This is a genomic window from Pseudomonas sp. FSO-7, assembly GCF_059579345.1.
This window is the reverse complement of the sequence record NZ_CM184193.1, coordinates 2,841,683-2,856,615: the sequence shown is the minus strand read 5'-3', so window position 1 is coordinate 2,856,615 and position 14,933 is coordinate 2,841,683. Positions and strand designations below refer to the sequence as shown.

Sequence of the window (14,933 nt, the reverse complement as noted above, 5' to 3'; positions counted from 1 at the left end):
ATCGATTGACCGGACTCAGGGAATAGACGACCTTGCAGCGGTCATAGCACCCGGCTGAGAAAAGCCCGGGTACGCGGGTGAATGGGGTGGCAGAAGATCTGCTCTGGCGGCCCTTGCTCGATGAGCTCGCCCTGATCCAGGACCACCACACGGTCGGCCACTTCCCGGGCGAAGCCCATTTCATGAGTCACCACGACCATGGTCATCCCCTCCTCGGCCAGCTCTTTCATCACTTGCAACACCTCACCGACGGTCTCCGGGTCGAGGGCGCTGGTGGGTTCGTCGAACAGCATGGCCTGGGGTTTCATCGCCAGGGCTCGGGCAATCGCCACCCGTTGTTGCTGGCCACCGGAGAGCATCGAGGGGTAGTGATCGGCCTTGTCCGACAGGCCGACCCGCTCCAGCAAACCGCGGGCCTGTTCCAGTGCCACGGCGCGCGGCACGCCGAGCACCTGGATGGGCGCCTCGATGATGTTCTCCAGGGCGGTCATGTGAGGGAACAGGTTGAAGCGCTGGAACACCATGCCGATGTCCCGCCGCTGCCGGGCGATGTTGCGCTCCGACTCACGCACCAGGCTGCCATCGGCCCGCTCGCGATAGCCCATGGCCCGGCCATTGACGCGGATGCGTCCGCCCTGGATGTCCTCCAGCAGATTGATGCAACGGATGAAGGTGGTCTTGCCGGAGCCCGAGGCACCGATCAATACCACCACTTCGCCGCGCCGCACTTGCAGGGAGATGCCCTTGAGAATCTGCAGCTCGCCGAAGGACTTGTGAACGTCCAACGCCTCGATGATCAGCTCTTCGCTTTTATGCGCCATGGTTAACGTGCCCTCAGCAGGTTCAGGGTGCTGCGACCGAACATCCGCGTCGACGCCGGCGGTGGTGACGAGGGCCGGTCCGACTGGCCGAAACGAGCCTCCAGCCAGCGCTGGAAGAAGCCCCACAGCGTGGTCAACAACAGGAAGTAGATCGCCACCACCAGGTACAGCTCGAACACCCGGAACGTCGCTGACGTGACCATCTGGGTACTGAGCAACAGTTCCTGGACGCCGATCACGCTGACCAGCGTGGTGTTCTTGAGCATCACGTTGAACTCGTTGCCCAGCGGCGGAACGATGACCCGGAACGCCTGGGGCAGGACAATGCGGCGCATCAGTTTGGCGAAGGTCATGCCCAGGGAACGTCCGGCCTCGTATTGGCCCTTGTCCACCGCGCCGATGCCGGCGCGGATGATCTCGGCCATGTAAGCGCCCTCGTTGAGCCCCAGGGCAATGATCGCCGCCTGGATATTGCCGGGGATCACCAGGCCGAACAGGTCGATGTCTTCGAAGCGGAAAATCCCGCCGGCGGCCAGGGCGGTGTAGAGAAAGACGATCTGCACCAGCAGCGGCGTGCCGCGCATCAGCCACACGTAAAAGCGCACCGGCAAATGCAGCAAGGGGTTGCTCGACAACCGCAACAGCGCGGCAGCCAGCCCGAGGGCACAGCCCAGCAGCATCGCCAGCACACTGATCAGGCAGGTCAGCCAGAGCCCGGTGAGGTAGACCCCACTGGGCTGCAGCAGGTACTGCCAGAACACATCCCAATTGAAATTCATCGATGGTTCACCTCAATCAAGTGTGTCACTGGCGACATGCCATTTGCCAAGCAACTGGCTGTAGCTGCCATCGCTGCGCATAGCGTCGATCACCTGCTGCACGGCGGCGGTCAGTTGCGGATCGTCCTTGCGAATGCCCAGGCCGGTGAGAATCCGGCTGAAGGCCGGCACGCCTTCCTCGAACAGGTCGGGGGCCATGGTGGCGTAGTAACCGGCGGTTTCCACGGTGGTGCCGTAGGCGTCGACCTGGCTGATGCGCAGGGCCTGGAAGGCATCGGTGTCGGTGTTGTAGACCACCAGTTTCATCGGCGGCTTGCCGGCCTTGGCCAGGGTTGCGTTCTCGGCGTCGAGCAGGGTCTTGATGGTGGAACCGTTGAGCACTGCGACCTTGTGCCCGGAGAGATCCGGCAATGTCTTGAGGGCCTTCGGATTGCCCTTGGGCACCACTACCGCCTGGCTGGAATACATGTAGTTGACGATGTCGATCACCTCGCGGCGCTCGGGCTTGTCAAACAGCTGGTCGACGATCATGTCGCACTGTCGGGCCAACAACGCGGGAAGCAACCCGGAAAAGGGAATGACCCGCCACTCCACCTGCTTGTCGCCCAGGCGCTTGGCGATTTCCAGCCCCAGGTCCACGGTCAATCCCTTGGGTTTCTGCGCCTCATCGAAGGCCACCAGCGGCGGCGAATCCATGCCTGAGCAGTAGACGAGTTTATCGACCTTGAGCAAACGCTCCGGGACAACGGGCGCGGCAACCGCCCACTGCGCACAGAAACCCAAGGATAAAGCGGCAACCAACAGGCGAGGCTTATGCATGACCAGACACTCCAGTTCAGTAAGTAACGGGCAGTACTCAAAGTCAAAACACGGGCAGGATTTAGTGACTCCTGCTCTCGTTATTTTTTCGATTGCAGGAACTCGATCAATTCAGGAACGGTGCCTTCGATGTGCGCACGCACCACCGCCTCGGCCTTCCCGGCATCGCCGGCACGCAGGGCATCGAGGATCAACATGTGCTCCTGAAGCGCACTCAGGGGCTTTTCCACGTGCTGCAGCCATAGGCGCATGGGCGCTTCGATCAGGGAGTAAAGCGCGCTGATCTGCTTGAGCAAGCGCGGGCGACCGCTGAGGCTGCACAGGTATTCATGGAAGGCGCGATGGCGGCTGACCCACTCGGCGCTTTCCTCGCGGTAATCGTCCATCTCGTCCAGCAAGCGCTCCAGGGCGGCCAGTTGGCGTTCGCCAATTCGTGCGGTCGCGACACGGACCGCCAGGCCTTCCAGGGCACTGCGCATTTCGAAGACTTCGTGCAACTCATCGATGTCCAGGCCGCTGACAACCGCCCCGCGATTGGGCCGCAGGGTTACCAGGCCCTGGGCGTCCAGACGGCGAAAGGCCTCGCGCACCGGCATCCGGCTCATGCCGATCTCGTTGGCAATGTCCTCGGCAATCAGCCGGTCGCCCTTGCGTAACCGACCGCCACAAATGGCATCGAGCAGGAAGTTGTAGGCCTCCTCCTCGGCGGTCATGGGCGGGCGTTCAGCGTACGTCGGAGCAAATTGCATGGCAGCACCTTCTGCATTTTTGTATCCAATTATCCATGGATTCAAAAAAGCAGAATGCGTGCCAACCTCGCGCGCTATCGTGCAAGCGATTGATTTTAAGGAATTTACTGAGAAAAATGACAGCCAGCCTTAAGACCTGCGTCGCGCAGGTTTGCTACCAAATAGCTCAGAGGCTGCCTTTTAGGGGTGCAAGATGGCGCTTCGGTAACACCGCTAACGACTGCTCATCATGCCGGTGCCCTGGGCGTATCCGAGGGTGACTCGCCAAACAGCGACCGGTAATGGACCGCAAAATGACTCAGGTGAAAAAACCCCATGGCCACGGCGATCTCACTGACGTTCAGCGCGGCCGCACGGGTCGTGATCAGCCGGCGGCGCACGGCATTGAGCCGCAGGTTGCGCAGGTACTCCACCGGACGCATCCCGGTGACCGCCTGGAAACTGTTCTGCAAGGTTCTGCGGCTGACCCGCAATTGCTCGCACAAGTCGAGGATGCTCAAGGGCACCTCGGCGCTGGCCACGGCCAACTCCTGGCAACGCTTGACCAGGTAGGCACTGACGGCGAAGTTGCCGCGCCGGCCACGCACCTCGTCCGAGGCGTGGCTGAACAGGTCGAGAAAGGCGTTGAGCAGAACGTCTTCGAGAATTTTTTCCGAGGCGGGATTGACGGCATCCGCCTGTTCCAAAAGGTGACGAAACAGTGGGTGAATCCTTTGTTGCACCCGGCGCAGCACCACCTCATCCACGCTGACCTGGGACACGCTTTTCAAGCGCTTGAGCTGTTCGCTCGACAGTTCGTAGGCCGCCAGCTTGGCGAACCGCACCGTGTCGACGTTGGCCGCGAAGAAGTGCGTGCCTTCCGGGGCGTGCAAAACGAAGTCTTCGCCGTCGCGCAACAACACGACGCTGTGGGCGCCCACCTGGTGCCCCTGGACCACCGGCGCACCGCCCAGCGACATGGCAATGCACAAGCGCCCTTTTGGCGCGCAACCGCGCTGCACCACCCGTTTGTCCAGCACCTCCTGGAAGATCTGGAAACGCTCGGCGCACACCTGGCGCAGCTCGCTGGACAGGCATCCACGCCCGAGCTGGTCATAGACCTGTTGCCAGCCCAGGATCGAACCGGCGTGTTGCTGAGGATCATTGAAGGTACGGACTTCGGCGAACATGATCATTGTTCCTCGGTGGCCCTGCGCTTATTGCCTGATACGGTTATGCAAGCCGTGGCGAGGGAGCTTGCTCCCGCTGGGCTGCGCAGCAGCCCATTCTGGTGAGCGCTTCGCACTGGAGCGCCAGCCCGGTCAAGCGGGAGCAAGCTCCCTCGCCACGAGTGCATCATTTCACTTGAGTAAACAGTTCTTACTGTCGATCGTCTCCATCCGCCTGGAAAACCAAAGCCAGTTCCATGCCAAGCATGTACAACCGGTACTCGGCGGCCTTGATGTCCAGGGGCGCCAATAAAGACCCGGATAGCACCACCTGACCCGCTTCAACGCACTGCCCGTCGGCCAGCAAGCGCCGCACCAGCCAGCACAGGTTCGCCACCGGCGTGTCCTCGCGCGCCAGGACATTCCCTTCGCCGCACGCCACCCCGTCGCACTCCAGCCGATAGCTCACTTGAGGCAACTGATCGGCCTGGAAACGTACCCGCGGCCCCAGGCAATACAGCCCCGCCGCGGCATTGTCGGCAAGAAACGCACCGACGCCGAAACGCCAGCCCTGCCAGCGACAATCGGCGATCTCGAACGCCGGCGCGACCTCGGAGATGGCGGCGAGGATGTCCTCGTCGCTGTAAAACCCAGGCACCAGCGTACGCCCCAGGACAAACGCCAGCTCGATTTCCAACTTCGGCTGGATCAGCCGTGCAAGGGACACCCCACGGCCGGGTTCCACGGCCATGGCATCGGTCAGTGCGCCCAATACCGGCTCATCGATACCGAAACGGTCCTGGGCGGCGCGGCCGGCGAAGGCCACTTTCCATCCGCTCAACCGCTCACCACCGGCCTGGCGCCGACGCAGCGCCTCGCGCTGCAAGGTGTAACCCGTCGGCAGGTCGACGGCCTCCGGCTCCAATGAAGGCAAGGCGTGTACGGCCTGCGCGGCATCGTGAAGCCGGACCAGGAGATGATCTTCGCGGCTCATGAGAGTTGCTCCGCCAGTTTGCGCAACACGCCGTCGAGCCGCTCGGGTGTGGTGATCGCGGCAACGAACCGGTCTGGCCGCACCACCACGACGCAGTCACGTACCTTGGCAAACCATTCGCCCAAGCGGTTATCGACGTCTTCTATGCAAATGGCCCCGCTGGCAGACAAGGGTTGGTTGCGCCCCACGCCACTGCGCGAGCGATTGATCTGGATGAAGCGCGTCTCCCAGCGTGCCCACCAGGCGGCGGTTTGTTCGCTGAGCTGTTCACTCGGGTTGACCCGATACCCCAGCACCGCATAGGAATGCCCCAGCACCTCGTCCAGGCGTCGGCGCTGGCCTTGGGCATCTTCGATGGGCGGTTGGATGAACAACTGTCCGACCAGATCATCCTCATGCAGCTCGGCGCGCTCGTGATACACCAGGCCTTTGGTGATGGTCGCCTTGGGTTTGAACTTGAATTCCAGCAAGTGCGAACGCAGGTTGTCGACGCTGTTGACGGCCTGGAACAGCCAGTCCCGCACGCCGGCCATCAACGGGTTGGTCAGGCCAAGGACAGCGCCCATGTTGTCGGCCAGCGCGATGAGATCGGTCGCATGCCCACGGCGCTCCTGGTCGTAACTGGCCAGAATCGCCGGCGACGCCCGCCCCTGGAGAATCGCGGCGAGCTTCCAGGCAACGTTGGCGACATCACGCAAGCCCGAGTTGAGCCCCTGCCCGGCCCAGGGCGGGGAAATATGCGCCGCGTCCCCCACCAATGCCACCCGACCTTGGACAAAGCGCGCCGCGACCCGGGAGTTATGGGTGTAGGCGCGAATCCGGATGATTTCCAGTTGATCGACCGCATCGCCGATATGCCCACGAATCAAGTCCCGGATCGTCGCCTCTTCGCACATCCGGGTCTCGTCTTCGCCCTCCAGGAGCATGAATTCCCAGCGCCGTTGCTGATACGGCAGATAGATGCAGACGAAAGGTCGCTGAGGGTCGGCATGCAAGGCGGTATACGGTGCATCCAGGGTGTCGTTGGCCGTGTCGATCACCACCCATTTGCGCGGATGGGTCAGCCCCAGCAGTTCGATGCCGAGTTTCTTGCGCACGCTGGAACGTCCGCCATCGGCGCCGATCACGTACTGCGCCTGCAATTGATACAGCTCGCCCCGGGCATCGCGCACCTGCAAGGTCACGCCCTCGGCATCCTGCTCCAGGTCGAGCATTTCGTGGCCCTGGCGCAACTCGACACTGGCGTGCTTGCCCAACTGCTCGCGCAACGTCGTTTCAAGCAACTGTTGCATGAAGATGTTGCGCATCGGCCAGCCATAGTTCGCCGTGCTCGGCTTGACCTCGGCAAAACAGACGCCTCGCGCATTGTAGTAACGCAGGGGCACGTTGCAGATCATATCGCGCGCGGCCAGCTCAGCGATGCCGATGCCCTGCAACACTCGCAGTGCCTCGTCATCCATGCCCACCGCACGGGGATACGGCAAGACGCCGTCAGCCAATTCGAGGACGATGCAGTCGATACCGTACAGCCCCATGTAATGAGCGGCCGTGATCCCGTTCGGGCCGCCGCCCACGATGACAACCTGGGTTTTCTCCTGCTTCATCGCTATTCACCGCTTTGTTGTTGTGGTTGTAGGCATTGGTCGTGCAAGTAGTCCATGACGACACGGTTGAACGTGTCCTCCTGGTCGTCATGGACATAATGGCTGGCGTCGGCGATTTGCGCTGTGCGCACCCGCGGATTGGCCGCCTTCATCGCCTCCAGGGTCGCCGGGGGCAGAAAGTCGGAACGCGCGCCCCGGATGAACAGCGTCGGGCAATCCAGCGCCCGGACCGCCGGCCACAGATCGGTCGGGGTAATGCTCAGGCGCGCCTGGGCAATCCCGGCCTGATCATGGCGCCAGCCGATGCCTGCCGGTGTTTCCTTCATCGAATGGGCCAACCTCGATGCCAGCCCCTGGGCGGACAGACCAGGACGTGACCGGCGCCAGAATTGCGCGGCACTTTCCCAGTCGGGAAACGACAGGGGCGTCTGGCTCATCTCGCGACGGATGCGCTCGGCACCGTCGCCGCTGATCGACGAGCCGGGACCGATGTCTTCGACCACCAGGGCTTGCAGTCGTCCAGGGTTGAGCCGGGCATATTCCAGCGCATTGGTGCCGCCGAGGGAATGCCCCACCAGGACGAAACGCTCCAGCCCCAGGTGCGCGACCCAATCTTCCAGGTCGCTGACATAGGCCTCGGTCCGGTAGCTGGAAGCCTCTGCCCAGTCGCTGTCGCCACGGCCGCGCTGGTCCAGGGCATGGCAACAGAATTGCTCGCCCAGAGCATTGGCCAGCGACGCCCAGGTCTGGGCATAGGCCCGCAGCCCATGCAACAGCAGCACGGGAATGCCTGAGGCATTGCCCCACAACAAATAGTGCAGGCGCATTCCCGAACGATTGGTGAAGAACTGGCTGTTTGCAGACATTCGTTGGCTTCCCACGTCAGCGCACCTCAATACAGGCCGTCATTGCCCTTGACGTCAGCGGCCTGGAGACCACCCAGACGTGCATGCAAACGCCCGCGCGTGGCGAAGGCCCAAATGATGATCAACTCGTCGGCCGAGGGACCGTCGCCGAACGACAGGGAAATGCTGTCGTAATGGGAACGGACATACAGCGCGTCCTTGTGGGCCAGCGGCACATCGATGGTCACCCCAGGCCCGCCGCGCTTGCCGGTGGATGGCACCCAGGACTTGCCGCCGCCCAGCGCGACACGGATCGGATCCGCCGCCGGATTGGTCAGCAACGCATTGCCGTGCTCATACTCGCCCTGGCTGCCCACCAGGCACGCCTTGCCGTAGCTGACAATCTCACGTTCGCCGGCCAAGGCCTGGATGCGCCGACCAAACTCCTTGCCCAGCAAGGGTGATGGCTCTACCAGCTCGGCCAGGCTTTCGCTGAAACGGCCGGCGTAAGGGTTGGCGATCACCGCGCCAATGGCGTATTTGAACAGCGGTTCACCATCGGCCAACTGGCCGGTCTCGTTGGCCAGGGTTTCCTCGACGAAGCTGTACCATTTGCGGATGTGGTAACTGGCGAAATTCGCGGTTTTCATAAGAAAAGTCTCATTCAAAGTGGGTCGAGATCGAAATGCCGGCTGGGGGCCCCAGCGGCCTTGAAGCGGGCCTTTCCCCGCGCGTCGTCGTGTTCGGACTCGAGGAAAAATTCCATGCGATTGCCATCGGGGTCGTTGAAATACACGCCGTTGCCGATCTCGTGGTCGGTGATCTTCACCACCTCAACGCCCTTTTTCAGCAACATGCCGTAGAGCTTGCGCAGGGTGGTCATGTCGCCCGCGATCTCCAGCCCGTAGTGCTGCAACCCCAGGCCGCCCTGGTGGGCCCCGGGTTCCGCGCGGAGCAACGCGATGTCGTGATGCTTGGCACCAAACGCCATCATGATCCAGCTTTCACCCCGGGCGCTTTCATGCATGCCCAGCACGTCGGCGTACCAACGTGCCGACACTTCAGGGTCGCTCACGAACAACGACAGGTGAGTACGAACGACTTCGACTTTCATCGCGCGATCCCTCAGTTCTTCTTGATGATGGATTGATGCCCGGACTTGATTTGCGCCACGGCGGGCGTCCAGAGCACATCAGCGATTTCACTGAATTCACGCCACTGCTTCTGCCAGCCGTCACCGCCATTCTCGGAGGTGAACAGATGCCCGTACTTGGTACCGGCGACGATCTGGCGAGGGTCGGCAGGATTCAAGGCAATCGCCCAGACACAGGAATTGGGTTGTTGCGGCAGCGGCAGCACTTCCCAACTGACGGCGGCATCCCGGGAGACCAGCACCTTGCTGGTCGTGCCGGGGGTGCAGTCGGAGATGCTCAGGTAGAGCGTATTTTCGCTGCCCAATGCGGCATTCATGGCGCGCACGTAATACAGGCCGAAGGTTTCCCGGGCGACGATGCCGGTCCAGGTCTGCCCCTCGTCGAGGCTGCGGTACACGGCGTTGACGCACACCACAACAATGACCTTCTGCCCATGGTTGGGCAGGACCACGATGTTGTGCACGTCCGAGTTGTAGTCCCACAGCAGGCGGTCATCGACGCGGGTCCAGCTGTCGCCACCGTCACGGCTGTGGAACAGTCCCCCCTCCTCCAGGCCGAACCAGAGCTGGTTGCGATCTGTCGGGTCGTAGGCGAACGCCAGCAAGCGCGGACGACTGACGCCGTCGCAGAATTCCGGGATCTCCACGGGGGCACGATCCCAGCTCTGGCCACCGTCGAGGGTGCGCCACAGCACGGCGCGCGAAGGCGCACCGGTGCCGACGAAAATGCGCTGAGCATTGTGTGGGTCCACGGCCACTTTCCAGACGGTCTGCCCATTGAATGGCGAATCCACCCGCTGCCAATGGCCGCCGGTGTCATGGCTGATGCACAGGCCGACGTCGGTGCCGGCGTAAATCACCTCCGGTGTACCCGGGTGGACACTCAGGGATCGGGTGATCGCATCGAATTCCAGGTCCTGGCCCAGGCCCAGGCGATGCCAGGTACGGCCATCGTCGGCGCTGCGGATCACCGCTTGCCCTACGGTGGCGACCAAAAGGGTTCCGTTACTCATCACTGCTGCTCCTCAAATGAAGATGCCACGGGTCAAGCCGCCGTCGATGCCAATGGATTCCCCGGTCACGGCACCGGCCTTGGGCGATGCGAGGAAACCGATCAGCCAGCCCATCTCGATAGGCGCCAGGGTGCGGCGGATTGGCGTCGCGTCGATGTAGCCCTGCTCCACCTGCTCGGGCGTCTTGCCCTGCTTGACCCCTTCGCGCTCGTACAGCTCCTGGATGTGCGGGGTGTCGACCACGCCGGGGTGGATCAGGTTGACCGTGATGCCGGAAGGGCCGAGTTGGTCGGAGAGGGTCTTGGTCATGTGGGCGATGGCCAGGTTGCGCATGCCCGAGAGCACCTTGCTGCCACGGCCGGTCAGGCCACCGATGTTGATGATGCGACCGAAGCCGCCGGCCTTCATGTGCGGGGTCACCGCCTTGGCGCAACGGAAATAGCCGATCACCTTGGTGTTGAGGTCCGAGAGCAATTCGTCGTCGCCGGCATGTTCGATGTCGTTGCGCACCACACCGGACGGTGCCGCGGCGCCGTTGACCAGGATGTCGATGCGGCCAAAGTGCTTGTGGGCCGCCTCGACCATGTCGGACACCGCCGACATCTGGTTGGTGTCACAGAACAGCGGCAACACCTCGTTACCGGTCTCAGCGGTGATTTCCTCGGCGGCTTGCTGGAGAAACTCCATGCGCCGCGCGCAGATCACCACCTTGCAACCTTCCTGGGACAAAAAGCGCGCGACTTCCTTGCCGATGCCCATACCACCGCCGGTGACGATCGCCACGCGGCCTTGCAATTCCAGATCCATAGCAGTTCCTCTTGTGATTATTCGGCTCAGGCCAGATCGACGAAGACACTTTTGGTTTCGGTGTAGGCATCGATCACGTTCTTACTCATTTCCCGACCCCAGCCCGATTGCTTGTAGCCGCCAAAGGGCGAGGCCGGGTCGACGACGTTCCAGCAGTTGATCCACACCGAGCCGGCCTTCAACTGCGCCGCCACGCGATGGGCGGAGCGCAAGTCGCGGGTCCAGAGCCCGGCCGCCAGGCCGTAAGGCGAGTCGTTGGCGCGCAGCACCAGTTCATCGATTTCGGTCCAGCTCATGACGGTCAGCACCGGGCCGAAGATTTCTTCCCGGGCGACACAGGCGCGCTCGGCACGGTCGAGAAACACGCTGGGGCGGATGAAGTGGCCGCGCTCCAGGTGGGCCGGCCGGTCACCGCCGCAAATCAGTTCGGCGCCTTCTTCCTGGCCCCGTTGCAGGTAGCCACGCACCGTGCCCAATTGCCGGGCCGAGACCAGCGGGCCCATGCTGTTGGCCGGATCCAGGCCTGGCCCCAATACATGGGCGGCTGCGTGGCGCTGGAGTTCTTCAAGCACCTGGTCGAGGACGCTGGCGTGCACGTACAGACGCGATCCGGCGGTGCAGACCTGGCCCTGGTTGTAGAAAATGCCATCGGCGGCGCCTTTGGCGGCCCGGACGATATCGGCGTCCGGCAGGATGATGTTGGGGGACTTGCCACCCAGCTCCAGGGAGACCTTCTTCATGTTGCCGGTGGCCGCCTGGGCGATCAGCCGGCCCACCTGGGTCGAGCCGGTGAAGGCGATCTTGTCCACGTCCGGGTGCTGGGCCAGCGGTGCGCCGGTCTGCGCACCCAGGCCAGTCAGCAGGTTGACCACCCCGGTCGGGAAACCGGCGGCCTCGATCAATTGCACCAGGCGAATGGCAACCAGGGGTGTCTGCTCGGCGGGCTTGAGCACCGCGACACAGCCGGTCGCCAGCACCGGGCCGAGCTTCCACACGCACATGGTCAGCGGGAAGTTCCACGGCACGATCAAGGCGCAGACGCCCACCGGCTCGCGCAAGGTGTAGTTGAGCATCGGCGCGCCGCTGGAGGGCGACACCGGCAGCGTGCTGCCTTCGATCTTGGTCGGCCAACCGGCGAAGTACCGAATGATGTTGGCCGCGCTGGCCGCTTCGCCTCGGGCCGTGGCGATCGGCTTACCGTTTTCCAGGGTGATCAGTTGCGCCAGCTCTTCGCGGTGCTGGTCGAGCAATTCCGCCAGGCGAAACAGCAGCAATCCACGCTGGGCCGGCGACTGCTGCGCCCAAGTCCCCGTAAAGGCCGCGCTGGCGGCAGCGACGGCGGCATCCACGTCGCGTTCACCGCCTTCGGCGACTTCAGCCAGGGTGCGCTCAGTGGCCGGGTTTTCCACGGCAAACCGGCGACCATTGGCGGCGTCCTGCCAGGTGCCACCGATAAACAGGCGCCCGGGTTGCGACAGGAACTTCTCGACCTCAGGTAACAATTGAATCTGATTCATATCCGCTCCTTCACAGCGCCATTTCAATCAGGCAAGGACCGCCGTCGGCCTTGGCGTTGGCCAGGGCGCGGTGCAGCTCACCATTGGTGTGTACGGTGCTGGCCGGCAAGCCGTAGCCCTTGGCCAGGGCCTTCCAATCGATGCGTGGGCGGTCCAGTACCGTCAGGCTCAGGGCCTCGGGGCCCAGCTCGGTCATGCCGAAGCGGCGCAGTTCGTTCTGCAGGATGGCGTAGCGGTGGTTGGCGGCGATCAGGATCACCACCGGCAGTTGCTCCCGGGCAATGCTCCACAAGGTCTGGATCGTGTACTGGGCACTGCCGTCCGATTGCAGGCAGAACACCTTGTTGCCACGCTCGGCCATGGCGGCGCCGAAGCCCACCGGGATGCCCTGGCCGATGGCCCCACCGGTGTTGGTCAACACCCGATGCCGTGCGGCATGGGCCGAGGCGGTGAAGAACGGATAGCCGCATGTCCCGCCTTCCACCGACACGATGCAGTCATCCGGCAACGACGCGGCCAGCACCTGGCCCACCGATTGCGGCGTCAACGTGGCTTCGCCGGGCGGCAGCTCGATACCGGTTGGCGTGGGCACGTAAGCCGGCGCTTCAAGGGCATCGGCCAGCGCAGTGAGCGCACCGGCAACGTCGTCCCCCACCTCAGCCAGGCACAGCAGGCGTTCACGCTCTGCCAGCCGGGAGGCAATGCCTTCGTAGCCGAAGTAGCTGATGGGCTCGGGGACGCCCGCGCAGACCACCGCGTCGTATTGGTCAAGGATCTCGATGGCCACTTCGGGGAAGTAAGGCAGGCGATCCAGGTCAGGCAGGCCACCGCCGCGATAACTCATGCGCGGAAAGGTTTCGGCGAACAGGCGCACGCCCGGCAGTTGCGCCAGGCGCCCCGCCGCTTCCAGGCCGGCGACGGACAAACCTTGGTCACCGACGATAAACACCAGGCGTCGACCCTCGCGCAATGCCTGGGCGACCGTCTCGATGCGGTCACCGGCAAAACGCCGAACCGGCGCCTGCAATGCCGTGAAGGCTTTCTCGTGCTGCACGGTGTTGGCTTGCAGGTCCATCGGCAGAATCAGGCTGGCGATCTGGCCGTTGGCTTGCCAGGCGGCACGCACCGCCTCTTGGATATCTTCCCCGACGCCCGATGCGGTGCGCGAGGTGCGCACCCATTTGGAAACGCTGCCGGCCAACGCCTGGATGTCACTGGCCAACGGTGGATCGTAATTGACGTGCCAGGACGCGTGATCGCCGATCACGTTGACGATCGGGGTGTTGGCGCGACGTGCGTTGTGCAGGTTGGCAATGCCATTGGCAAAGCCTGGGCCGAGGTGCGTCAGGGTCATCGCCGGCTTGCCGGCAATCCGGCCGTAGCCGTCCGCCGCACCGGTGCATACCCCTTCGAACAAGGACAACACCGGCTTGAGGGCTGGCGCGCTGGCCATGGCTGCCACCAGGGGAATTTCAGTCGTTCCGGGATTGGCGAAGCAGTATTCGATACCGCTTGCCACCGCCGCCTTCACTATCAGTTGCGCACCATTCATTTCCAGCCCTCTTCATCGAGCGTTTGCAGTGGCTGAGATTTATCACACAGCAGAATCGACAAAACAAGCTATTTTTCTGCATTAAAATCATATTTTGAGATTAGTGCAGATTTTTAGAGATAAAATGCCCATGAATAAGTTTGTATTTCTCAAGCATTGAGTTACCGTGGCAACGCGCTCCTGAGCGAGCCCGCGGGCTTTTCATCGCCGCCGTGGCTACCTATAGTGCTCACCCAACGACCCCCTACGCGCCATTCCCCCTTTAGGAGCGAAATGAGCAGTCTGAGCAAAATGCTGAGTGTGCTGGACCTTTTCGGCCCGGCATCGCTGAAGATCGACCCCGATACCATCGCCGAGCGCATGGGCCTGTCACGGGCGACCGTGTACCGCTACGTCAAGGATTTGTGCGACGCCGGCCTGCTGGTCCGGGTGGACGCCGGCAGCTACGGCCTGGGGCCGCGCATCATTGAGCTGGACTGGATGATGCGGCAGTACGACCCAGTCCTCGTGGCAGGCCGCGAGTTGATGCACGAACTGTCCGAAGCCACTGGACTGGCGGTGTTCGCCAGCGTTTTCTACGACGGCCGCATCATCAACACCTACATCGCCGAACCCACTGACACCTACCAGTTCTCATTCGGCCGCGGCCAACCGCTGCCGTTTTTTCGCGGTGCGCAGTCCAAGGTATTGATCGCCTTCCAGAAGGGCCGGCGCCTGCAACGCCTGTTCGAAGAACACCTGGCCAACGACCCCGACAGCGGCTATGACTGGGCAAGCTTCTCCAAGGCCGCGAAAAAGATCCGCAAGGACGGCTATTGCATGACCCACGACGAACTCAACCTGGGGCTCACCGGTATCGCGGCGCCAATCGTCAACCCGGAGCTCGACGAAGTGGTGGGCAGCCTCTCGGCCGTGGGCAGCACCCACAGCTTCAAACTGCTGCGCCAGGAAACCGTGGTTGAAATGGTGATGGACACCACCCGGCGGATTGCCGAGCGGATGAAAAGTCCGCCTGCCGTCGGCTAGAAACCGGAGGTGCGGCCATACCGGTGCCCTGTGGGAGCGAGCTTGCTCGCGATAGCGGTGAATCAGTTGAGATGGGTGTTGACTGGGCCGCCATCATCGCGAGCAA

General features: G+C 62.9%; 16 protein-coding genes. 2 read left to right on the top strand and 14 right to left on the bottom strand.

Features of this window, described 5'->3' with window-relative positions:
* Window positions 1-41: 41 nt before the first annotated feature.
* The 4 genes from AC515T_RS12540 to AC515T_RS12525 all read right to left on the bottom strand — a co-directional run bounded on the left by AC515T_RS12540 (window position 42) and on the right by AC515T_RS12525 (window position 3,168).
* Entirely contained in the window at window positions 42-821 is a 780-nt protein-coding gene (locus tag AC515T_RS12540) for an amino acid ABC transporter ATP-binding protein (RefSeq protein ID WP_496532731.1), read from the bottom strand.
* Between the two features lie 2 nt (window positions 822-823).
* Window positions 824-1,600, bottom strand: a complete 777-nt coding sequence (locus tag AC515T_RS12535; RefSeq protein ID WP_024616527.1) for an amino acid ABC transporter permease — start codon at window positions 1,598-1,600, stop codon at window positions 824-826.
* Between the two features lie 12 nt (window positions 1,601-1,612).
* A complete protein-coding gene (locus AC515T_RS12530; protein WP_496532730.1) occupies window positions 1,613-2,419 on the bottom strand; it encodes an ABC transporter substrate-binding protein in 807 nt (268 codons plus the stop codon).
* An 80-nt stretch (window positions 2,420-2,499) separates the two neighbouring features.
* Window positions 2,500-3,168, bottom strand: coding sequence for a GntR family transcriptional regulator (locus tag AC515T_RS12525; RefSeq protein ID WP_496532729.1), 669 nt, complete (start codon window positions 3,166-3,168; stop codon window positions 2,500-2,502).
* Between AC515T_RS12525 and AC515T_RS12520 the strand changes: the two genes are divergently transcribed.
* Window positions 3,167-3,301 carry a hypothetical protein gene (locus AC515T_RS12520; protein ID WP_496532728.1) on the top strand — a complete coding sequence of 45 codons (135 nt, stop codon included), beginning with the start codon at window positions 3,167-3,169 and terminating at the stop codon, window positions 3,299-3,301. The genes AC515T_RS12525 and AC515T_RS12520 overlap by 2 nt on opposite strands.
* 94 nt (window positions 3,302-3,395) lie before the next feature.
* Here AC515T_RS12520 and AC515T_RS12515 read toward each other — a convergent pair whose 3' ends face one another.
* The 10 genes from AC515T_RS12515 to AC515T_RS12470 all read right to left on the bottom strand — a co-directional run bounded on the left by AC515T_RS12515 (window position 3,396) and on the right by AC515T_RS12470 (window position 13,801).
* Window positions 3,396-4,337, bottom strand: a complete 942-nt coding sequence (locus AC515T_RS12515; RefSeq protein ID WP_496532727.1) for a helix-turn-helix domain-containing protein — start codon at window positions 4,335-4,337, stop codon at window positions 3,396-3,398.
* A gap of 190 nt (window positions 4,338-4,527) precedes the next feature.
* Entirely contained in the window at window positions 4,528-5,310 is a 783-nt protein-coding gene (locus tag AC515T_RS12510) for a 2-keto-4-pentenoate hydratase (protein WP_496532726.1), read from the bottom strand.
* A complete protein-coding gene (locus AC515T_RS12505) occupies window positions 5,307-6,914 on the bottom strand; it encodes a bifunctional 3-(3-hydroxy-phenyl)propionate/3-hydroxycinnamic acid hydroxylase (RefSeq protein WP_496532725.1) in 1,608 nt (535 codons plus the stop codon). Before AC515T_RS12505 ends, AC515T_RS12510 begins: the two co-directional genes overlap by 4 nt.
* 2 nt (window positions 6,915-6,916) lie before the next feature.
* Window positions 6,917-7,780, bottom strand: coding sequence for an alpha/beta fold hydrolase (locus AC515T_RS12500; protein ID WP_496532724.1), 864 nt, complete (start codon window positions 7,778-7,780; stop codon window positions 6,917-6,919).
* A 26-nt stretch (window positions 7,781-7,806) separates the two neighbouring features.
* The gene (locus AC515T_RS12495; protein WP_496532723.1) at window positions 7,807-8,409 is read right to left on the bottom strand and encodes an amino acid synthesis family protein; all 603 of its coding nucleotides are present in this window, start codon (window positions 8,407-8,409) and stop codon (window positions 7,807-7,809) included.
* A gap of 14 nt (window positions 8,410-8,423) precedes the next feature.
* Window positions 8,424-8,873 (bottom strand): VOC family protein, encoded by a 450-nt coding sequence (locus AC515T_RS12490; RefSeq protein WP_109753211.1) that lies wholly within the window; start codon window positions 8,871-8,873, stop codon window positions 8,424-8,426.
* Window positions 8,874-8,884: 11 nt separating this feature from the next.
* A complete protein-coding gene (locus tag AC515T_RS12485; RefSeq protein ID WP_496532722.1) occupies window positions 8,885-9,925 on the bottom strand; it encodes a VPS10 domain-containing protein in 1,041 nt (346 codons plus the stop codon).
* A 12-nt stretch (window positions 9,926-9,937) separates the two neighbouring features.
* A complete protein-coding gene (locus AC515T_RS12480) occupies window positions 9,938-10,732 on the bottom strand; it encodes an SDR family NAD(P)-dependent oxidoreductase (RefSeq protein WP_092445563.1) in 795 nt (264 codons plus the stop codon).
* A 26-nt stretch (window positions 10,733-10,758) separates the two neighbouring features.
* Entirely contained in the window at window positions 10,759-12,249 is a 1,491-nt protein-coding gene (locus tag AC515T_RS12475; RefSeq protein WP_496532721.1) for an aldehyde dehydrogenase family protein, read from the bottom strand.
* 10 nt (window positions 12,250-12,259) lie between these two features.
* Window positions 12,260-13,801, bottom strand: coding sequence for an acetolactate synthase large subunit (locus tag AC515T_RS12470; protein WP_496532720.1), 1,542 nt, complete (start codon window positions 13,799-13,801; stop codon window positions 12,260-12,262).
* A gap of 273 nt (window positions 13,802-14,074) precedes the next feature.
* On the opposite strand from AC515T_RS12470, the gene AC515T_RS12465 reads away from it, so the two are divergent.
* Window positions 14,075-14,827, top strand: a complete 753-nt coding sequence (locus tag AC515T_RS12465) for an IclR family transcriptional regulator (protein ID WP_496532719.1) — start codon at window positions 14,075-14,077, stop codon at window positions 14,825-14,827.
* The last annotated feature ends 106 nt before the right edge of the window (window positions 14,828-14,933 follow it).